This window comes from Halalkalibacterium halodurans (genome assembly GCF_004376175.1).
Classification (GTDB): Bacteria; Bacillota; Bacilli; order Bacillales; family Bacillaceae_D; genus Halalkalibacterium; species Halalkalibacterium halodurans.
Genome location: NZ_SNUY01000030.1, coordinates 18,236 through 36,851, shown reverse-complemented (window position 1 = coordinate 36,851; position 18,616 = coordinate 18,236). Strand labels below are relative to the sequence as shown.

General features: G+C 43.8%; 19 protein-coding genes and 1 pseudogene. 12 read left to right on the top strand and 8 right to left on the bottom strand.

The window, feature by feature from the left end; translation table 11 throughout:
- Positions 1–3: 3 nt before the first annotated feature.
- On the bottom strand, positions 4–1,335 hold the full coding sequence (locus E2L07_RS11225) for a cytochrome ubiquinol oxidase subunit I (protein ID WP_053432568.1): 1,332 nt from the start codon (positions 1,333–1,335) through the stop codon (positions 4–6).
- 115 nt (positions 1,336–1,450) lie between these two features.
- Between E2L07_RS11225 and E2L07_RS11220 the strand changes: the two genes are divergently transcribed.
- Positions 1,451–2,308 (top strand): alpha/beta fold hydrolase, encoded by an 858-nt coding sequence (locus tag E2L07_RS11220; protein WP_166740061.1) that lies wholly within the window; start codon positions 1,451–1,453, stop codon positions 2,306–2,308.
- 44 nt (positions 2,309–2,352) lie between these two features.
- On the opposite strand, the gene E2L07_RS11215 is transcribed toward E2L07_RS11220, so the two are convergent.
- Complete coding sequence (locus tag E2L07_RS11215) at positions 2,353–2,499, bottom strand: FbpB family small basic protein (protein WP_010897053.1); 147 nt, start codon at positions 2,497–2,499, stop codon at positions 2,353–2,355.
- A 315-nt stretch (positions 2,500–2,814) separates the two neighbouring features.
- Between E2L07_RS11215 and E2L07_RS20805 the strand changes: the two genes are divergently transcribed.
- From E2L07_RS20805 to E2L07_RS11205, 3 genes are all read left to right on the top strand, one after another.
- On the top strand, positions 2,815–2,961 hold the full coding sequence (locus E2L07_RS20805) for a hypothetical protein (protein WP_010897054.1): 147 nt from the start codon (positions 2,815–2,817) through the stop codon (positions 2,959–2,961).
- 90 nt (positions 2,962–3,051) lie between these two features.
- On the top strand, positions 3,052–4,005 hold the full coding sequence (locus E2L07_RS11210) for an MBL fold metallo-hydrolase (RefSeq protein ID WP_134229591.1): 954 nt from the start codon (positions 3,052–3,054) through the stop codon (positions 4,003–4,005).
- Positions 4,006–4,091: 86 nt separating this feature from the next.
- Entirely contained in the window at positions 4,092–4,469 is a 378-nt protein-coding gene (locus tag E2L07_RS11205) for a methyl-accepting chemotaxis domain-containing protein (RefSeq protein WP_010897056.1), read from the top strand.
- 266 nt (positions 4,470–4,735) lie between these two features.
- Here E2L07_RS11205 and E2L07_RS11200 read toward each other — a convergent pair whose 3' ends face one another.
- On the bottom strand, positions 4,736–5,941 hold the full coding sequence (locus tag E2L07_RS11200; RefSeq protein ID WP_134229590.1) for an MFS transporter: 1,206 nt from the start codon (positions 5,939–5,941) through the stop codon (positions 4,736–4,738).
- A gap of 164 nt (positions 5,942–6,105) precedes the next feature.
- Between E2L07_RS11200 and E2L07_RS11195 the strand changes: the two genes are divergently transcribed.
- Together E2L07_RS11195 and E2L07_RS11190 are read left to right on the top strand one after the other, a co-directional pair.
- Complete coding sequence (locus E2L07_RS11195) at positions 6,106–6,486, top strand: OsmC family protein (protein WP_010897058.1); 381 nt, start codon at positions 6,106–6,108, stop codon at positions 6,484–6,486.
- A 94-nt stretch (positions 6,487–6,580) separates the two neighbouring features.
- Positions 6,581–7,945 (top strand): MATE family efflux transporter, encoded by a 1,365-nt coding sequence (locus tag E2L07_RS11190; protein ID WP_134229589.1) that lies wholly within the window; start codon positions 6,581–6,583, stop codon positions 7,943–7,945.
- Positions 7,946–8,045: 100 nt separating this feature from the next.
- On the opposite strand, the gene proC is transcribed toward E2L07_RS11190, so the two are convergent.
- A complete protein-coding gene (gene proC / locus E2L07_RS11185) occupies positions 8,046–8,849 on the bottom strand; it encodes a pyrroline-5-carboxylate reductase (protein ID WP_053432571.1) in 804 nt (267 codons plus the stop codon).
- 143 nt (positions 8,850–8,992) lie between these two features.
- Here proC and E2L07_RS11180 point away from each other — a divergent pair, with 143 nt between their 5' ends.
- Complete coding sequence (locus tag E2L07_RS11180; protein ID WP_053432572.1) at positions 8,993–9,799, top strand: YfkD famly protein; 807 nt, start codon at positions 8,993–8,995, stop codon at positions 9,797–9,799.
- Positions 9,800–9,837: 38 nt separating this feature from the next.
- On the opposite strand, the gene yfkAB is transcribed toward E2L07_RS11180, so the two are convergent.
- Complete coding sequence (gene yfkAB, locus E2L07_RS11175; RefSeq protein WP_134229588.1) at positions 9,838–10,962, bottom strand: radical SAM/CxCxxxxC motif protein YfkAB; 1,125 nt, start codon at positions 10,960–10,962, stop codon at positions 9,838–9,840.
- A 148-nt stretch (positions 10,963–11,110) separates the two neighbouring features.
- Here yfkAB and E2L07_RS11170 point away from each other — a divergent pair.
- Together E2L07_RS11170 and E2L07_RS11165 are read left to right on the top strand one after the other, a co-directional pair.
- Positions 11,111–11,718 (top strand): annotated as a pseudogene (locus E2L07_RS11170) (transglutaminase-like domain-containing protein).
- A gap of 142 nt (positions 11,719–11,860) precedes the next feature.
- The gene (locus E2L07_RS11165; protein WP_041820325.1) at positions 11,861–12,493 is read left to right on the top strand and encodes a histidine phosphatase family protein; all 633 of its coding nucleotides are present in this window, start codon (positions 11,861–11,863) and stop codon (positions 12,491–12,493) included.
- A gap of 96 nt (positions 12,494–12,589) precedes the next feature.
- Here the strand turns inward: E2L07_RS11165 and E2L07_RS11160 are convergent, their stop codons facing one another.
- Positions 12,590–13,387, bottom strand: coding sequence for a cytochrome c oxidase assembly protein (locus E2L07_RS11160; protein ID WP_010897065.1), 798 nt, complete (start codon positions 13,385–13,387; stop codon positions 12,590–12,592).
- Positions 13,377–13,850, bottom strand: a complete 474-nt coding sequence (locus tag E2L07_RS11155; protein ID WP_053432575.1) for a DUF2243 domain-containing protein — start codon at positions 13,848–13,850, stop codon at positions 13,377–13,379. The genes E2L07_RS11160 and E2L07_RS11155 overlap by 11 nt, the downstream gene beginning before the upstream one ends.
- A gap of 163 nt (positions 13,851–14,013) precedes the next feature.
- Between E2L07_RS11155 and E2L07_RS11150 the strand changes: the two genes are divergently transcribed.
- Positions 14,014–15,552 (top strand): fumarate hydratase, encoded by a 1,539-nt coding sequence (locus E2L07_RS11150; RefSeq protein WP_010897067.1) that lies wholly within the window; start codon positions 14,014–14,016, stop codon positions 15,550–15,552.
- Positions 15,553–15,662: 110 nt separating this feature from the next.
- Positions 15,663–16,457: a delta-lactam-biosynthetic de-N-acetylase gene (gene pdaA, locus E2L07_RS11145; RefSeq protein WP_208402039.1), complete on the top strand. Its 795-nt coding sequence runs from the start codon at positions 15,663–15,665 to the stop codon at positions 16,455–16,457.
- 45 nt (positions 16,458–16,502) lie between these two features.
- On the opposite strand, the gene E2L07_RS11140 is transcribed toward pdaA, so the two are convergent.
- The gene (locus E2L07_RS11140; RefSeq protein ID WP_010897069.1) at positions 16,503–16,865 is read right to left on the bottom strand and encodes a GAF domain-containing protein; all 363 of its coding nucleotides are present in this window, start codon (positions 16,863–16,865) and stop codon (positions 16,503–16,505) included.
- Between the two features lie 136 nt (positions 16,866–17,001).
- Here E2L07_RS11140 and rlmD point away from each other — a divergent pair, with 136 nt between their 5' ends.
- Complete coding sequence (gene rlmD / locus E2L07_RS11135) at positions 17,002–18,393, top strand: 23S rRNA (uracil(1939)-C(5))-methyltransferase RlmD (protein ID WP_134229587.1); 1,392 nt, start codon at positions 17,002–17,004, stop codon at positions 18,391–18,393.
- Positions 18,394–18,616: the final 223 nt, after the last annotated feature.

Sequence of the window (18,616 nt, the reverse complement as noted above, 5' to 3'; positions counted from 1 at the left end):
TCCTTACGTGGTAGACGACATCCACTCGTTTGACACAGGATTGCGGTGAAAGTAAAAACGCATGACGAGAGCAGTAATGACGAGCAACACGGCATAAAGGGTTATAAAGAGGATGAAGAGAAACCCTAAATTTCCTGATTGTGTTGCCGCTTCTGATGTTAGTTGAATGCCGTAAATGGTCCATGGCTGACGGCCTGTGCAGCTAAAAATCCATCCGGTTTCAATCCCGATCATTGCGAGAGGCCCAGAGGCAATCAGACCAGCTAATAGCCATTTCGGAAACGGCTTCCTTTTGAAAAAGAACCAAAAGCCCCAACAGGCGACAGCTAACCCGATTAAACTAAATCCAATCCCGACCATCATGTTAAACAACGTATGGACAAATAATGGGGGCCACTCGTTTCGTGGGTAATCGTATAATCCTTTTACGACGCCATCAGTCGTTCCAGTGGCAAGCCAACTGAGCATTCCGGGAATTTCAAGCCCTCCTATCACCCTTCCAGCTTCCGGGTCGGGTGTACCGAATATGGCGAGTGGTGCATTGTCCTGTGTTTCAAACAATCCTTCAGCGGCAGCAAGTTTAACGGGGAGGTATTGATGTAACATCTTCGCCGTATCATGCCCGTTGATTGCCGTATAGATCGACATGATCAAGCCGATGGCAAGGGCAAACATCATTCCTTTTCGGTGATAGGAAGCTTCTCGTTCAGACAGATTGCCACGGAACAGCTTATATGCCGCAACAGAGGCGATGACAAATGCCCCGGTCATATAGGCCGTTCCGACGACATGCATGGCCGTAACATAGATGCTTGGGTTGAAGACAGCCTCTAAAGGTCTGACATTCGTCACAGCACCGTCGACTATCGTAAAACCTCGTGGGGTGTTCATCCATGCGTGAGCATCCGTAATAAGGACGGCCGAGGCAGTCGCTCCAAGGGCAACAAAAAAAACACTGACCAGGCGAAGCGCAGGAGTCAGACGATCAGCGGCGTAAACATAAATGGAAAGAAACAATGCTTCGAGAAAGAATGCAAAGATTTCAATTTGGAACGGAAGAGCGATCACCTGTCCGACAATTTCCATAAAGCCTGGCCATAATAAAGACAACATGACGCCGACAATCGTACCGGATGGAATTGCAACTCCAAGCAAAATGGCGACTCCTTTCGTCCAGCGCTTGGCCATTAGCCCGTAGTCTTCGTCTTTCCGAAGCCAGCGCATGAGCTCAGCTAATAAAATCATAAAGGTGATACCTACCCCAAGGGTGGCAAAAATAATATGAAAAGCCATAGAAGAGCCAAACAGCATTCGAGCAAGGAGCACAGAATCCATTTCCCATCTTCCTTTCTTATTTCAAAATGGAGAAGAAGTTCTTTTTTACTTTTTGACTAAGGTTGGTAAACTATGCATGAGGTTGGAAAAAGAAGCGGATGTTGGAGGAATCCCCATGAAACATTATGAAGCCTACGGAATAGCTACAAGGAATACGAAGATTCAGGGGCAATTTTATCGACTGGCCGACGAGGAAGTGTTTATTCATCACTTTGAACCATTGCAAAAAAACAATGACACCATTTTATTACTTCACGGATATATGGATCATAGTCTTACGTCTGCTCGCTTGATCAATCGCTTGATTAGCGAGGGATTTGAAGTGGTGGCGCTTGATTGGCCAGGACACGGGTTGTCGAAAGGGGAAACCTATCATATTCAATCATTCAGGCAGTATAACACGATTTTTCTTCAACTTGTTCAGGATATGATCGAAAGGTGGGGGAGTGACCGTATTCACTTAATAGCCCATTCGACAGGGGCCGGGGTTGTTCTCGATGGGTTAACAAACAATCTAAAAGAGATGCCAACAGGAGGGATTGTGCTAACATCCCCTTTAATTAAGCTGCCGTCCCATCGTATAGGGAAGCTTTTTCTTCCTTTTGTTCGTAAGTGGAGAAAGCAAGTTCGACGAATTTATCGGACAAACTCCTCTGACCCATTGTTTATGAAAGCTATCGAGGAAGATCCATTACAGCATGAAGTCATACCTCTTACGTGGTTTGATGCCTATTTACAGTGGCATGAGGATATGAGAAGAAGAGCAAAATGTTCAGCTGAAAATGTAACGATTCTACAAGGGACGAGAGATACGACTGTTCATTGGAAAGCAAACATGAAGTGGTTGGCTGAAACATTGCCATCAGCTGAGCGGATTCTAATCGATGGAGGTGGGCACCATTTATGGAATGAAGGCGATTTGATTCGTGAGCTCGTGTTTCGTTTCATTTTAAAAAGACTCAAAAAAACGTAAAAGCAAATCCCTCCGACAACAAATCGAAGGGATTTGCTTTTGTGCTAATTGGCTTTTTTAATCGTTTTCTGCGCTTGTGCCTGTTTTTCATCGAGACGTTTTTCGATCTTGGACAGTTGTTCGGGATCGTTCAGAAGCTCTTTCTTGTTTTCAAGGACAAGCTCTTCAAACGATAAAAGTTTTCTACCCATACGGCACCTATCCTTTTCAAAGTATTTCTTAGTACTTATTATATCGACAAAAAATAGGTATTTGTTAATAAATTGTTACAATATTTCGAATAAGAGAACTGTTTTATTTTTCAAGCAATACGTTAAAAGAATACGTGAATACTACTCACAAAATCGTCCTCTTAAAAAAATATATAAAAATGGGGAAAGAGGCATTTACTTTTCATCGAATTGTTGTTAGAATATTTTTAACTTTAAATTAAAAAGTACAATTGTCTTTGTCGAGAGGAACTGAACAACCGCTCATGGAGAATGAATGAGGAGGAGAGGGAGACCATGACAGTATCAGAGAAAAAGCAGCTAGATGACATGGAGAGAATGATTGAGCGTTTAAAGGTTGAGATCAAGGAGTTAAAGCAATCAAAAAAAGAGGGCTTTGATTCTCTAGAAACCGATCATTTTTTAACAGAAGCCTATAATTAAATGTTATGATAAAGGTGTTTAACAAAATTTGTTAAGCACCTTATTTTTTACGTAAAGATATGCAGACGTGAAATGTTAGGAGGAAGTACTATGGAACCATCCATTCATCAGCTAACCATTCCGACCCCTTTCCGCGTTGGTCCCGTTCATCTTTATTTAATCGAAGGTCCTGTGCTAACTCTTGTTGATACAGGTCCTAACACGGCGGAAGCATGGGATGAACTGACAGTACAGCTTCGGTCAATAGGGGTCGATCCGTACGATGTGAAGCAAATTATTTTAACCCACCACCATCCAGATCATGTAGGCTTAACATTTAGATGGCCAGAGGCAACCATAATCGGTCACTCGTTATTAAGGCCTTGGCTCGAAAAGGATGAACAGTTTTTCGCAGAGTATGCTAATTTCTTTTACCCGTTTTATCGGCAACATGGCTTATCAGATCAGCATTTGAAGCAGGTGAAAAAATCGTATGTGGATTATCTCGGATTTGTAAAGGAGACAACGCTAGACACGGAAGTGGGGGAGGGAGATGAACTTCCATTCTTACCGGATTGGGTTGTTTATGAAGCGCCAGGTCATGCGCAAAGCCATATTCTCCTTTATCACCGCAAAGCCCAAGTCGCGATTGGTGGTGACGTTTTATTGGCCTCTGTTTCCTCTAATGCTTTGCTTGAAGCACCAAAAAAAGGAGAGCCAAAGCCAAAGTCCTTGCTTCAATATCGCGATACGTTACGAAAGGTTAAGCAACTTTCGATTAAAAAGCTTTACCCCGGTCACGGTCCGGTGATTGAAAATGTCGCAGAGCTTGTTGACCAACGATTGCTTGCCCACGAAAAACGAGCCCAGGATATTTTACAATTGATGAATGGAGAGGCGATGACTGTAACGGATTTATGTGAGCGTTTGTTTGCAGATGTTCACCAAGGACAGCCGGAGCTTACATTTTCTGAAGTTTATGGTCACTTAGAGTTATTAATGGTAAACGAGCAGGTGGAACAAGTGCAACAAGGAGAACGTTGTTTGTTTAAAATGAATGACTGATCATTCATGAAAAGTGCCTTTTCCTCCTTTGCAAAAGTTGGTAAGATGGAGAATAGGAAGTTCATACAGTAAAGGAGGTATGGCGTATGGAAACAAAGCAACGATACGAAAAAAAATCATCGTGCAAAACGTTATGTAAAGGTCTATTAGTAGGCGGAACCGTTGCTTTAGCTGTCATCTTGAGTCGAAAAGAGTGGCGAACGAAAATCGTCCAAGGAGCAAAGGAAGTTAAACATTCATCAGCAGAAGCGGTTTCTTTTCTCCGAGAGAATCGTGAAGAAATCATTAGCTCTATTCGAGGAGCGGCCCAGGATGTATCGACGGTGATTCGGGAAATTACCGAGGATGTAAAAACCATTTCAGAAACAGCAAATCACCTGAAAGAAAGCTCTGAGGAAATTGTGAAAGCAACGAAAGAAGCAGCCGAACAATTGAAGCAAATGAAAATCAAAGAAGATGAATAAGAAAGGACGATTCGGACAAGCTACTATCATGGCAGCCATTGCTGCCCAGTTCCATCCACTCAAGTTGATGTTCAAAACACAATAGGCAAGCAACGATTTCGTCTATGTCTCGATTGAGGTGATGACGTTGGAGAAGATCAAGAAGTTTCTAGTATGTTCTTCGTAACATCAATGAAATGAGGTGTCTCCAAAAGATAGTAATCGTTTCGACCCCAGATTGTTCATTGAATAAATGATACTTGGGATGGTTGGAGCATAAGAGGTGGTCATGAGTGGGCCACCTCTTTTTGTTGGTTTTTCATTGGTGCATGAGAGCGAAAACAAATACCAAGGAAAAAGATGAGCAGAAGAATACCACTAACAGAGTAATAAAGACTTCCCCGTTCAAAAAGATCAATAAAGACTCCTCCGACCATAGGACCGATCATACTGCCTAGTCCAAAGCTGACAGCCATCATTACGTTGCCGGTCGGCAATAAGTGGGGCGGAAGCAAATCAGCCATATACATAACGCCAAGTGAATAAAGAGATCCTACGAAAGCTCCGGCGAGGGCGAAAGAGAGAAAGAGTCCAATAAACGTATGCTCCAAATAGACCATGGACATAAATGTCGCGCCGCCGAAAAACAGGACCATAAGAAGAAGCGGTTTACGCCCCATTCTGTCACTTAAAAATCCTAGTGGCATTTGCGTAATTAATCCACCAACGACAAATGCGGGAAGCAGGATGGACACCTGCTCAACGGTTAATCCTGATCGTAATCCGTATACCGGGAAGTTACCGTGTAAGGAAGATTCTAAATAGCCGTAGCAAAACGCTGGGAGAAGGGCGAACCAACCTAGCTTAACGACTGCTTTATAACAAGTCCACGTCCCTGATTGGGAGCCGGTCTCAACATCTTGGGCTGGATACTCGTTTCGAAGTCTCAAAATAAGTAGCCAAGCAGCAAAGCTCGTAATGGCAGATAGGATAAATGGTAAAAATTCATTGATCTGCAGCAGTCTTGTCATGAACGGACCGAGCCCAAATCCGAGACCGAAGGCGAACCCATAAAAGGAAATGTTACGGCCGCGCTTCTTCATCGGGCTTGTCGTCGTAATCCACACTTGAGTGGCAAAATGAACCATATTATCTGCTATGCCAATGATCATTCTTAACACAAACCAGAACCAAAACGCTTGCCATAACGGTAATACCAATAAAGAAACAATCATCGCCATGAGTCCAATTGTAATAATCGGCTTATAGCCATAGCGGCGCAATGGTTTTTCGATGAACGGTGAGGCAAGCAAAATGCCGATATAAAGGGCTGCAGCATTCAATCCGTTCAGTGACGATGAGACACCTGCCTTCTCTAGCATAATGGCAAGAAGGGGTAAAAGCATCCCTTGGGCAAAGCCAGCGATAGCGACCATGACAATTAACACAAATAATCGGTAGGTCGGAGAATTTTGTTTTGTTGGAATCGTCATGTATAATCCCCTTTTCGGTCAAAGAATCAACATACCTATTTTACTTCGTTTCCCGAAAAGATGGAACCATTTTATTTCCATCATAGGGAGTACGCATGAACACGGAAGAGAAAAGCTCGTTCATGATACAATAAAGAAAAATGACTTTTGAAAGGGAGAGCTTGATGAATTTTTCAATGAGAGAGAACAGCTTTATAACAGAGCTTGACTTTGGCACGTTAGAAGTATCAGGAAATGAACAGTATGGTTTTCGGCCGTACCAGTTGCTCGTGTCATCCATTGCTGTGTGCAGTGGTGGTGTCTTGCGAAAAGTGTTAGACAAGATGCGGATTAGCTATGACGATATGAAAATTACCGCGGACGTTAAGCGAAACGAACAAGGGGTCAATGAAGTGACAGACATTGCGTTACATTTTAGCTTGTTTGGGGTAGATGCTTCTGAAGAAAAGATAAAGAAAGCCTTGCATGTGACGTGGAAAAACTGTCCGATTGTTCAGTCCGTAAAAGATAGCATACGTATAACTGAAACATTTGAATTGAAATAAGCGCTCTGTTTTCATGGAGTGTTTTTTCTTTTTCTAACAGATCGGACATCCTATAATGAAAGAAGAGACATTGGCAGATTGGAAAGGACCTAGGATGAATAACAAGCAGCTTGACTTTACGGAAGGAAGCATCACGAAAAAAATGGTGGTGTTTTCTTGGCCGATTTTCTTAAGCAATTTATTGCAAACCTCGTATCAGATCACAGACAGTCTTTGGGTTGGAAATTTGCTTGGCGCTAGTGCTTTGGGGGCGCTCTCCATTTCTGCGACTGTTGTTTTTATGGTTTTGTCGTTTATTATTGGTTTAAATGGAGCGACGTTAACGGTTCTTTCTCAACGACAAGGAGCGAAAGATGAAGCGGGGCTGAAAGCTTCTTTAAATGCGTTCGTGTTTGTCTTAGGGCTACTGGCGATACTCCTTGGCTTGATCGGCTATTTCAGCGCATCATCGATTTTACAACTACTCGGCACACCAGAAGAGATTTTGCCGCTAGCTGAATCATACTTAAAAATTAATTTTATCGGGATCCTATTTCTCTTTGGATATAATTTTATCGGAACGGTTTTGCGTGCGATGGGTGATAGCCGTTCACCAGTGCGGTTCATTTTTATTGCCGTAATCTTAAATATCATTCTCGATCCGTTAATGATTGCTGGCTTTAACCTAGGGATTGACGGAGCGGCTTATGCGACGATTGTGTCACAAGGAACGGCTTTTATCTATGGTTTAATCTATTCCGTTCGGAAAGCTGGTGTCCCGTTTCAAATCCCTTATGTACCGGAAAAGCGTTATTTTTTCGTCCTCTTTAAACTAGGCTTGCCAGCGGGACTATCGATGATCACGATCTCATCAGGTGTTACGGCCATTTTATCGGTGGTGACAAGCTTTGGAGAGGAGGCGGTTGCTGGGTTCGGTGCAGCCCAGCGCCTCGATAGCTTAATCATGCTTCCAGCGTTGACACTCGGTTCGGCAGTTAATACGATTGCGGGGCAAAACATTGGTGCAAATAAGTGGGAGCGAGTCCGCGCCACAGCAAAGCAAGGGGTTATGCTGATCATCGCCGTCACACTTTTCATAGGATTGGTTACTTTTATAGGAGCTCAATTTTTCATTCGTCTCTTTGTCCGAGATGACGCGACCGTTGCTTTTGGCGCGATGTATATTCAAACAATTGCCTTCTTTTATCCGTTTCTCGGAATTAATTTTGTTTTAAATGGAATCGTTCGTGCTTCGGGTGCTATGTTCCCCGTTCTTTTACTTAATATCATTTCATTTTGGGTCTTACGATACCCGCTAACGTATTGGATGTCCGATCTTTTTGGGGAGCGAGGGATTGCTTTAGGTATGGGGTTCGCCTTTGTTGTGAGCAGTCTGATCGCCACCGGCTATTATTTCCTCGGAAATTGGCGAAAGGTTGGCGAAGAATTGGCACAAAAAACCGGTCATTCGAAAGTATGAAAAAGACGTTTCTCAAAGGGAAACGTCTTCTCTGCGTAAAAAGGTTCTTAAAGAAGGCTAAATGACGATTGTTTTTGGTGGATTGATTTTAATGACGTTTCTAGTTGGCTCTTGCCTGAGCTCTTCCATTAGTCGCTTGCACCGCTCGTTGCAACGCACCTTGGAAGTCATCATGAAGCAATGATTGTAATCCAGCAGCCGTAGCTCCCCCAGGGGTTGTCACTTGTTCACGAAGTTGTGTTGGATCTTTATACTCCTTCAGCATCTTGGCACTTCCTGTGATCATACCAATGACAAGTTCTCGAGCTTTTTCAGGGGCCACTCCATAGGATTGGGCTGATTGCTCCAATGCTTCAGCGAGAAAGTAAAGAAAAGCCGGAGCACTTCCCGTAATGGCAGTAAGATGATGAATTTGTGATTCGGTGAGCTGTTCAGACATACCGATCGCATCAAGGATAAATGAGATAAGCTGTTTGTCTCTCTCTTTTACATGTTGACCGAAACAGTAGATCGACATTGATTCCCCAACACTTGCCGCCGTATTTGGCATAATCCATGCAGTGGGTGTTCCTTTCGGAAGGTGGGTCTCCAAGTCCGTTGGGCCAATGCCAGCAGCCACCGTTATCACGAGCTGTCCATTGCAACTAGGAGATAGTTTTTTTAGCACATTCTCGTGAGCAGCGGGAGGGCAGGCGAGTAAAATGACATCTGCTTTTTCTGCCATCGCTGTCCAATCGGTCGTTGTTTTGACGGGATACGTCTTTTTTAGCTCTTTTAACCGGGTCACGTCCTTATCATTACTCACCGTGATATGAAAAGGGTTTTCTTCTCGTTTTAAGATCCCTGAAAAGATTGCTTCTGCCATCCGTCCAGCCCCAATGATTAACATATGATGTTGTTTCATCTTGAACTCCTTCCTGAAACGTCCTATTCCTTTTATTCTCTATCACCGTAACAAAAAAATCGAGTAACGGAAAGGATGGATAATTTTCGGAGCAACGAAAACAATATGAAATATCATCATGATCTACTCAAGGAGGAATTAAGATGAAGCGTTTGTTGCTCATTGCTCTTGTTCTTTGTTTTACGTTGCAAACCGTTCCAGCACTTGCGGAAAGTGACGACCAAGCCCCTGAAGAGAAAGGCATAAAAATTCCTGATTCAGTGATGACAATTGCAAAGGAAAATACGTACCCGAACCCTGCACAGGATTTACCCCGTCTTCAGCCAAGTGAGCTCGCACAGCAGCTTTTAGACTCGACGGACGTTCCAATCGAAAACCCAGAGTTGATTCGGATGTTTAACGAATCGACTTTTAGCTCATCGCCGCTTGCTCTTGCGTTTCGAGCATCCATTTATTTAGGTGAATGGCCCCTCTATTATGAATCATCGGAAACCCACGTCAATTGGGAATATCAGCGTGTCAACAAAAATGTGCTAGATAATCGTGGTGGAAAGTCAGTTAAAACTCTAACTTATAATCAAGAAGAACAAAAGAAAGTCACTGGTGGCTTGACAGCACAAATTCCGAAAAGTGACGCAGTGATGAAAATGATGATGATCAAAGCTGCGGAAAATACAGGCCTGCCCCTTGCTTTTGAGACAATCATTGGGGAAGGAACGAAGAAAGCGCAAACGTATAACATCCAGCCGAAGCACATCGGTTACTTGCATAGCTATGTTCCGGCAGCAAATGAAAAAGGAAAGGTCACGTACGGTGAGGTCTATTTAACGTTCCGAGCAGGAAAACCGAAGCTAGAAATAAAAAATGTTACTCAGCAAGGCATCGGCGCTTGGATTCCAGTTCAAGATCATCTCTCATTTACTTTCCTTTCTGGTACAAAACCGCAATAACTAAAAAATGGTGACCCTAAAACGGAGTCACCATTTTTTTACTTATGAAGCACTGCCTTTCGCTTATGAAAATCTACTTCGCGATAGTACGTGTTTTTCACTAAAATGTTCGGCCCTAAGCACTCTGCCATTGGGCAATGACAGCTCAACTCCTTGCTAATTTCAGAATGCTGCCATTTTTCATACGCTTCGATGAACGACGTTGTCATAATGTTACCAAGGGGAGGTGTATCCCCAAAGTCAGTTACAATAATGTTTCCATCAAACAAGTTCACATTTAGTCGTGAGCGCCCATCTGGGTCGTTACGGACGGTTACGTTTGGTTCACCGTAAAGCCGTTTGAGAAGCATCAAATCCTCTTCTTGATCACTGCACGGATAAAACGGAAGTGTACCGAACAGCATCCACGTCTTTTTGTCACGAGCATCAAGAAGGCGGTGAATCCCTTTGCGAATTTCGTCAAGGCTTGCCACATCAAGGGCGCTCGCAAAATCACTAGGGTACATCGGGTGAACTTCATGACGCTGACACCCCATGGATACGATTTGTTCATGAATCTTTTCAAGGTGTGGGAGCGTTCGTTTGTTTATCATCGTTTCTGCAGAGACAAATACACCTTCTTGCGTCAACATTTTCGCGTTTTCCACCATGCGATGGAATAGAGCTTCTCGCTGTTCGATGGACGGCTTTCTCTCCATGACAGCAAAGCCAATATCTGTGAAATCGTTAATGCTTCCATAGTTATGAGAAATATGAAGAACATCAAGGTACGGTAAAATCTTTTCATATCGTTCGATATTTAACGTGAGATTGGAGTTAATTTGCGTCCGAGCACCTCGTTCATGGGCATAACGGAGAAGGGGCACGACGTATGACTCCACTGACTTTTTTGAGAGCATCGGCTCACCACCTGTAATGCTGAACGCCCGTAAATGGGGAATTTCATCAAGGCGGCGGAGAAGTAGATCGAGAGGTAATGCATCTGGATCTTTCGTTTGCAGCGTGTAGCCGACGGCACAATGCTCACAACGCATATTGCATAACGTTGTTGTCGTCACTTCGATATTCGTTAATGTCGGTTTCCCAAACATTTTTATGTCATCATACGCTTCCCACGGGTCGTTGTTTGGCGTAATCGATGGTACAGCATGGGTCGTGTTCACATGAAAAACTCCTTTTACCAAGCAATCTATATCTATCTCATCATAACGTATAAGCTACTAATCGAAAAGACTTAAGCAAAGAACAGGTGGATAAACGAATTTATATACGTTGTTATGAATATACATTCATAGTGGAAGGAGATTGATGATGGAATTATCTTGTGAAAAGCCAGAGCTAAAAAACTATTTGCAGGAAACAGAGGTGATTAATTATTCACATCGGTTGATCCAAAAGACGATAGCAGCTTTGGCTTTAGACGAGCTAGATGAAGTAGGGAAAATCAAACAAGCCTTTTTGTTTGTACGAGATGAGATTTCCCACTCTTGGGACATTCAAAGCCAGAAGGTGACATGTGCCGCTTCAGATGTACTTAGGGAAAAGGAAGGAATTTGCTATGCAAAAAGCCACCTGTTAGCAGCTTTGCTTCGCGCCCAAGGGGTTCCGACTGGCTTTTGCTATCAACGGCTCATGTTGTTTGATACACTTGAAAAAGGGTATGCGCTTCACGGGCTCAACGCCGTATAAGTCAAACATTACAACGCTGGATTCGGCTTGATCCAAGAGGAAATAAACCGGGGGTTGACGCGCAATTTTCTATAACAACAGAGCAGCTCGCCTTTAAGCCCGATGAAAAGGTAGGAGAGAAAGATGGCCACACGATTTATGTAAATCCTCTACCAGTCATCGTTGATACGTTGACGAAGCATAAGGATGCTCTTCACATGTATGTTTATCACCAACCTGATGCGTTTTGATTTCTTACCTCTAGGCTTAGAAAGCAAATTTTCATAGGATTAAAACGGTTTTCCTAAATCATTGAGCAATGAAAAGCTTTCTGCTACACTTTTTCCATAATACTTAGCCTTTTGCTCAGAACAGGCGAGAATAGGTGAGAACATGAACTTATACTTAATTAGACATGGAGAATCCATGGGGAATAAGCTAGGCAAAATTCAAGGAACAGAAGACTTTCCTCTTTCTCCATTAGGCGAAAAACAGGCAGCAGAACTCGGGTCCTATTTCAAAGCAATCCCCCTTGACTACATTTACAGCAGTGACTTAACGCGGGCTCATGAGACAGCGAAAGCCATCGGGCAAGTGAAAGGTTTACCTGTAGAGGCTACAGCCCTTGCACGGGAAGTCCATCTCGGACCGTTCCAAGGGAAAACTCGCGCCGAAATTTACGAACACTATCCAGAGACGAAAAAAACTACGATCCTAACCTCTGGAATCGAAGGCACAGAAACGGTAGAAGAGCTAACGAAACGATGCAATCATTTCCGCTCGGAGCTGTTAATGAAACACCGAGGTGAAAATGTGGCGATCGTATCTCACGGTGGATTTATTAGTATTTTTCTTATGTATCTAGTCGTTGGCGAACAATGGTACAATTTCCATCGGCCGTTTCGGATTGACAATACGAACATTACCCGAGTCGAGTGGACAGAGGATGACCGCTTCTTCATCCACTACATCGGACGCAATAATCATTTAGAGACATTATCCAATAAGTCAAACACTCTTCTATAACAAGCCGATCCCCTTGACGAAAATCGGAAAGGGGATTTTCAGAGTAAGAAAAACGATTGCCTCCTCTATTATGGCCTAGCGATAAACCGAGCTTTTCTAAAGACTTTCATGGGCAAATGGTGTGCGAGGGCGAACGGCCTTATACCATTGCATAAAAAAGACGAAGATCAAGACAATATCCACTGCATCTCCACCATAATACATAAGCACTCCGCCCATTTCTGCTTGGTTCAGTGGAACAGAGGCTGGAGGCGAGAAGTAGATATACTTAGAAAGAATTCCGTGGGCTGCCAACGCAAGGACAAGGACAATCCCGCGATAGGTAAAACTCGTACGGTGCGGCATTGGATCAATTGAAATCATCGAAGCTGTAAAAAGATAGCCTGCCAAAAAGACATGAAGGTGGATCACAATATGAAGTAAGGGATGCCCATGCATCGCATTATACAATGGGGTTGTATAGAGAATCCACAGTCCTCCGATGTTGAGGATGGACGCAACGATCGGATCACTAATCACTTGAATGTAGCGGCTTTTTAAAAGTTTGGCCAACTTACGGGCATGCTGTACAGGAAGGGCACGAAACGCGACCGTGAAAGGGGCTGCTAGCACCATTAATAAGGGAGCCAGCATCCCGAGAAGCAAATGACCGACCATATGTAGCGTGAAGTCTGTATGGGAGCGAGTAGCAATCGGGCCACAGACGGCTAGTAGGGCACAGACGGAACCCAAGATCCAAAGATTTGTCCGGTATAAAGGCCACGAGGAATAGGAACGGTTGGAATGAACGATACTCAACAGGTACAGTACAAGACCGATGACAAAGGGGATCGCCAGAACGATTTGCTCTTCAAGCCCTAACGTATGAACGTGGGTCGAATGATTACCGTTCATAACTGACCTCCTTTTCTTGGGGGGATTTTCGTTTGGCACGGAAAAGTACCACAAGCCCGATAATGACCATTGCTATTGCAAGTACGTTCCAAACGAAGTCATACACAATGACATTTTCCACGTAACGAATTTGGTGAATGCGCATAAGTTTATGTTGGATCGTTCCATCATACAGTTGAAAGAGTCCAGCCCCAAGCCATAACCCGCCCCACCAATAGCTACGCTGAAAGGTTTTTTTTCGTTTTAAGTCAGCAAACATAAACAACCCCCCAATGGTGGCAAACCAACTGAAGGCATGGAAGAGGCCGTCCGAGATTAAGCCTATTTCGGTTGTGGACCTGTCGTAAAAGTGATGCCAATGAAGCAATTGGTGAAATAACGCCTCATCAAAAAAAGCCACAAGCCCAAGGCCGAACAAAATACCAGACCATAGGCTACGCTTTGAATCAAATGGAGAAGTCATAGCAACCTCCTTCGTTTTTTTACCGTTAGTTTTCCATTTTTTAACGAGATTATGTAGATTAAAGGAAGACGAAAAACGCTTACAGTTCCATCTTTCGTAATCGTTTGACTAGGCGTATAATAGAGTCTGTATGGACTACCCGCAGCGGAAAGGGAGATGAAAGATGGAGAAACTGCAGGAAAGCATGTATCAACTCATCGTCGAAACGTCAACCAATTTACCGAATGATGTGCGCCGTGCGATTGCAGAAGCAAAGGCAAAAGAGAACGCTGGAACACGGGCAGCACTTTCTTTATCGACCATAACAGAAAACATTAAAATGGCCGATGAAAATATCTCTCCAATCTGTCAAGATACTGGAATGCCAACATTTGAAATAAAGGTTCCCGTTGGCGTCAACCAAATTGAGATGAAGAAGGCGATCTATGCAGCCATTGAACAGGCAACAAAAGATGGAAAGCTTCGTCCCAATTCTGTTGATTCGCTAACAGGGAAAAATAGTGGCAACAACCTTGGAGAAGGAACGCCGGTCATCCATTTTGAACAATGGGAAGAGGATTACATTGATGCCCGCTTGATCCTAAAGGGAGGCGGCTGTGAAAACAAAAACATTCAATATAGCTTACCTGCTGAACTAGAAGGTTTAGGCCGTGCTGGACGTGACCTTGACGGAATCCGTAAATGCATTATGCACTCGGTATACCAAGCTCAAGGACAAGGCTGTAGCGCTGGTTTTATCGGTGTTGGTATTGGCGGAGACCGGACAACGAGCTATAGCCTTGCGAAGGAGCAGCTGTTCCGCAAAGTCGATGATGTGAATCCGAATGACGACTTGCGAAAGCTCGAAGAATACGTATTAGAGAATGCAAATAAACTTGGGATCGGTACGATGGGCTTTGGTGGAGAAGCAACCCTTTTAGGCTGTAAGGTCGGGGCGATGAACCGTCTCCCAGCAAGCTTTTTTGTCTCTGTTGCGTACAACTGCTGGGCGTTTCGTCGTCTCGGCGTCGAGCTAGACGCGGAAACCGGTGAGATTAAAAAATGGCTCTACAAAGATGGTGAACGAGTCGACTTAAATGAAGTGGCAAGCCAAGTCGCTGCAACCGCTGAGACAACGGAAGTACGTGAGGTTGTGCTTGAAGCGCCAGTAACAGAAGAGCAAATTCGGGAATTAAAGGTCGGGGATGTCGTTATTATTAATGGCATGCTTCACACCGGTCGAGATGCGATCCACCATCACTTAATGGATCATGATGCACCGATCGACTTGGACGGACAAATCATTTACCACTGCGGACCGGTCATGCTCCAAGATGACGCAGGGGAATGGCATGTAAAGGCAGCAGGTCCAACGACAAGTATTCGTGAAGAGCCGTACCAAGGAGACATTATGAAAAAATTCGGCATTCGTGCAGTCATTGGAAAAGGTGGCATGGGACCAAAAACATTGAAAGCCTTACAGGAGCATGGCGGTGTGTATTTGAATGCGATTGGCGGCGCTGCTCAATATTATGCGGACTGTATTAAGAAAGTGAAGGGTGTCGACTTAATGGAATTTGGAATTCCTGAAGCGATGTGGCACTTAGAAGTGGAAGGGTTCGCAGCGATTGTGACGATGGATTCTCATGGAAACAGTCTTCACGAAGATGTCGATAAATCATCACTTGAAAAGCTCGAACAATTTGCAGAAAAGGTCTTTTAATCGATAACTGCGGTGCCTGTATGGTGCTGCAGTTTTTGCTTAAAAAAGGAAGGCATAATCGTCAATCTGTGCTCTCACACTAACGACAAATCGGAAAGGGAGTACAGCGTATGACGAAACGAATCATTTTAGCGCTCATCTTTTGCATCGTTTGTTTTTTTATTGTGTGGAAGCCGTCTGTTGAGGCCTATAGTAACAAAACGTACAACTGGAGCTTTAAGCCGTCACGGAACAACGAACCTGCAACAACGGAGTCCCATTACATCGAATTGCTCGACAAATATGGTGGCTTTTTTATCGGTGACACTTCAAGGAAAGAGCTGTATCTTACATTCGATAATGGCTATGAAAACGGCTATACGGCAGTGATTCTTGATGTGCTAAAAGACAAGCAAGTGCCTGCCACTTTCTTTGTGACGGGGCATTACTTAGAAACCGAGCAGGAATTGATCAGGCGAATGGTAGGAGAAGGTCATATTGTCGGCAATCACTCGTGGCATCATCCAAGTTTGCCGAATGTGAGCGATGAGCGATTAGAGCGAGAATTGGAGAAGGTAAAGGGAAAGTTCACTGAAATTACGGGCATTCAAGAGATGCACTATTTGCGACCACCTAGGGGCGAATTTAGTGAACGAAGCTTAGCTTTATCTGAAAAGCTCGGATATACGAATGTCTTTTGGTCGATGGCTTATAAAGATTGGGAAGTGGACAAACAAAAAGGGGCTCAATATGCTTACGATCAAATTATGAAACGAATTCATCCGGGTGCCGTCATGCTTCTTCATTCCGTTTCAAAGGGTAATGCCGAAGCGCTCGAACGTGTCATTGATGATGCACGAGCTGAAGGATATGAATTTAAGAGCCTTGACGATTACATGCTGGATAAGCAGCTTAAGCCACTATAAGCGAAAAAGAGCTGGACGGATTCCAGCTCTTTTACATTTTTCAAATTAGTTAGCGTAGCTTTCTTGGCCGATGGCTGTTGCAATAGTCTCGAGCGTACTCACATCTGTCACATCAAAGGCAATCGGTTGAAGTGTACGAACAATTAGCATACCGACCTCTTTGTCCTCATTATTTTTGATCGGAAACTTTAATTCACCGTTGCAATCCCAGCGCAAATCCTCTTCAAAATTAGAGGCAGCCACAAGCTTATAGTCAAGCTGATCATACATATAGATACCGGCCCAATCTATGTAAGGGACATGCTCGACAAGGCTTTCGACTGTTTTCTTAAAAATCGATTGCAAGCCTTTCTTCTGGTACACTTGGGCCATAATTTGCAATGACACGACGTCGGTAGGAATCGACATTCTCACACTTCCTCTCATCTCTCTATTACTATTATTATTCTAGCAAAAAAGATTGGCTCGCCCGTCTAGTAAGTTTAGGAAGTTTGCAGGGCATGCTATAATGGAAGCGTAGCGAAAAAGAGAGGTATGAAGGAAAATGACGAAACAAGCGACAAATGCTGTATTAAAAAAAGGACAGCGGTTCCCTTTGACCATTAAGCGACTGGGGATAAATGGAGAAGGTGTTGGCTATTTCAAGCGTCATGTGGTGTTTGTTCCAGGAGCGCTTCCAGGAGAAGAAGTGGTTGTAGAGGTGACCGATGTGAAACCTCGTTTCGCCGAGGCGTCTATTCGGAAAATTCGCAAGTCGTCTCCCGACCGAATCAGCCCGCCTTGTCCTGTCTATGACCAGTGTGGAGGCTGTCAATTACAGCATTTATCATATGAAGCAACATTAAAGGAAAAGCGAGAGATCGTAAAGCAAGCCTTTGAACGGCATACTACGTTACGAGCAGATACATTAACGATTTTGCCAACGATTGGCATGGAGGATCCTTGGGCGTATCGCAACAAAAGTCAATTACAGCTTAAGACGGAAAAGGGTCAGGTGAAAGCAGGATTGTATGCGATGAATACACACAAGCTTGTGGATCTGTCTAGTTGCCTCGTGCAGCATGATGCAACGAATGAAGCGTCTGAAGCGGTAAAACAAATCGTGCAAGACTTACAGATCCCTACGTATAACGAACGGAAGCGAACAGGGATTTTACGCTCGGTCGTCAGTCGGGTCGGATTTGAGACAGGGGAATTGCAAGTAATTCTTGTGACAACAAAAAAGGATTTCCCCAAGAAGAATTTGCTTGTTGAAGAAATTAAAAGGCGCCTTCCTCATGTTAAATCGTTACAGCAGAACATCAATCCGAAAAAAACATCCTTGATTATGGGCGACGAAACGATTTCCTTGTTCGGTGAAGAAACGATCGAGGAAACGCTCGGCGACATTTCCTTTTCTTTATCGGCACGGGCCTTTTTTCAACTAAATCCGAAGCAAACGGTTAAGCTCTACAACGAAGTGAAGCGAGCCGCCGCGCTAACAGGAAAGGAAAAAGTAATTGATGCCTATTGTGGAGTCGGTACGATCGGCTTATGGTTAGCTAATCAAGCAAAAGAAGTTCGCGGCATGGACGTCATTGCTGAAGCCATTGAAGATGCTAAAGAAAATGCAAAAAGGCAAGGGATAACAAACGTTCAATACGAGGTTGGAAAAGCCGAGAAAATCATCCCCGCTTGGGTTCGATCTGGTTGGATTCCTGATGTCATCGTTGTCGACCCACCCCGAACAGGCTGTGACGACCAATTGCTGAAAACGATCAAGCAAACAAAACCGAAACGGATCGTCTATGTATCCTGTAACCCGTCCACCTTAGCGAAGGACGTAGAACAGTTGCAGCGATCAGGTTACAAAGTGAAAAACATTCAACCCGTGGATATGTTCCCGTGGACAGCTCAGGTGGAGAGTTGTACACTCCTTGTTTATGAAGGGAAATAAATAAATTAACAATTAACTTTATCAGAAGGTACCCTTTTTGTGTATACGTATAACTAGACGGACGTTGTCAAGTTGATGGTCAAAATCGATTGTGTCAACCTTTTGTGGGAGGAGTATTTTCCATCCTCATGAGTGTAAGCGAATTTATGAATTTATGGTTCTCCTCTGTCTAGAATCTTATGGTTTTTAAAAGCCTTTCAAGTCTTTCAGTGCTCGATACACT

What these genes read in the sequence shown, in the direction of transcription:
- E2L07_RS11225 (WP_053432568.1), bottom strand. Translation starts at nt 1,335, where the DNA reads ATGGATTCTGTGCTCCTTGCTCGAATGCTGTTTGGCTCTTCTATGGCT.
- E2L07_RS11220 (WP_166740061.1), top strand. Translation starts at nt 1,451, where the DNA reads ATGAAACATTATGAAGCCTACGGAATAGCTACAAGGAATACGAAGATT.
- E2L07_RS11215 (WP_010897053.1), bottom strand. Translation starts at nt 2,499, where the DNA reads ATGGGTAGAAAACTTTTATCGTTTGAAGAGCTTGTCCTTGAAAACAAG.
- E2L07_RS20805 (WP_010897054.1), top strand. Translation starts at nt 2,815, where the DNA reads ATGACAGTATCAGAGAAAAAGCAGCTAGATGACATGGAGAGAATGATT.
- E2L07_RS11210 (WP_134229591.1), top strand. Translation starts at nt 3,052, where the DNA reads ATGGAACCATCCATTCATCAGCTAACCATTCCGACCCCTTTCCGCGTT.
- E2L07_RS11205 (WP_010897056.1), top strand. Translation starts at nt 4,092, where the DNA reads ATGGAAACAAAGCAACGATACGAAAAAAAATCATCGTGCAAAACGTTA.
- E2L07_RS11200 (WP_134229590.1), bottom strand. Translation starts at nt 5,941, where the DNA reads ATGACGATTCCAACAAAACAAAATTCTCCGACCTACCGATTATTTGTG.
- E2L07_RS11195 (WP_010897058.1), top strand. Translation starts at nt 6,106, where the DNA reads ATGAATTTTTCAATGAGAGAGAACAGCTTTATAACAGAGCTTGACTTT.
- E2L07_RS11190 (WP_134229589.1), top strand. Translation starts at nt 6,581, where the DNA reads ATGAATAACAAGCAGCTTGACTTTACGGAAGGAAGCATCACGAAAAAA.
- proC (WP_053432571.1), bottom strand. Translation starts at nt 8,849, where the DNA reads ATGAAACAACATCATATGTTAATCATTGGGGCTGGACGGATGGCAGAA.
- E2L07_RS11180 (WP_053432572.1), top strand. Translation starts at nt 8,993, where the DNA reads ATGAAGCGTTTGTTGCTCATTGCTCTTGTTCTTTGTTTTACGTTGCAA.
- E2L07_RS11165 (WP_041820325.1), top strand. Translation starts at nt 11,861, where the DNA reads ATGAACTTATACTTAATTAGACATGGAGAATCCATGGGGAATAAGCTA.
- E2L07_RS11160 (WP_010897065.1), bottom strand. Translation starts at nt 13,387, where the DNA reads ATGAACGGTAATCATTCGACCCACGTTCATACGTTAGGGCTTGAAGAG.
- E2L07_RS11155 (WP_053432575.1), bottom strand. Translation starts at nt 13,850, where the DNA reads ATGACTTCTCCATTTGATTCAAAGCGTAGCCTATGGTCTGGTATTTTG.
- E2L07_RS11150 (WP_010897067.1), top strand. Translation starts at nt 14,014, where the DNA reads ATGGAGAAACTGCAGGAAAGCATGTATCAACTCATCGTCGAAACGTCA.
- pdaA (WP_208402039.1), top strand. Translation starts at nt 15,663, where the DNA reads ATGACGAAACGAATCATTTTAGCGCTCATCTTTTGCATCGTTTGTTTT.
- E2L07_RS11140 (WP_010897069.1), bottom strand. Translation starts at nt 16,865, where the DNA reads ATGTCGATTCCTACCGACGTCGTGTCATTGCAAATTATGGCCCAAGTG.
- rlmD (WP_134229587.1), top strand. Translation starts at nt 17,002, where the DNA reads ATGACGAAACAAGCGACAAATGCTGTATTAAAAAAAGGACAGCGGTTC.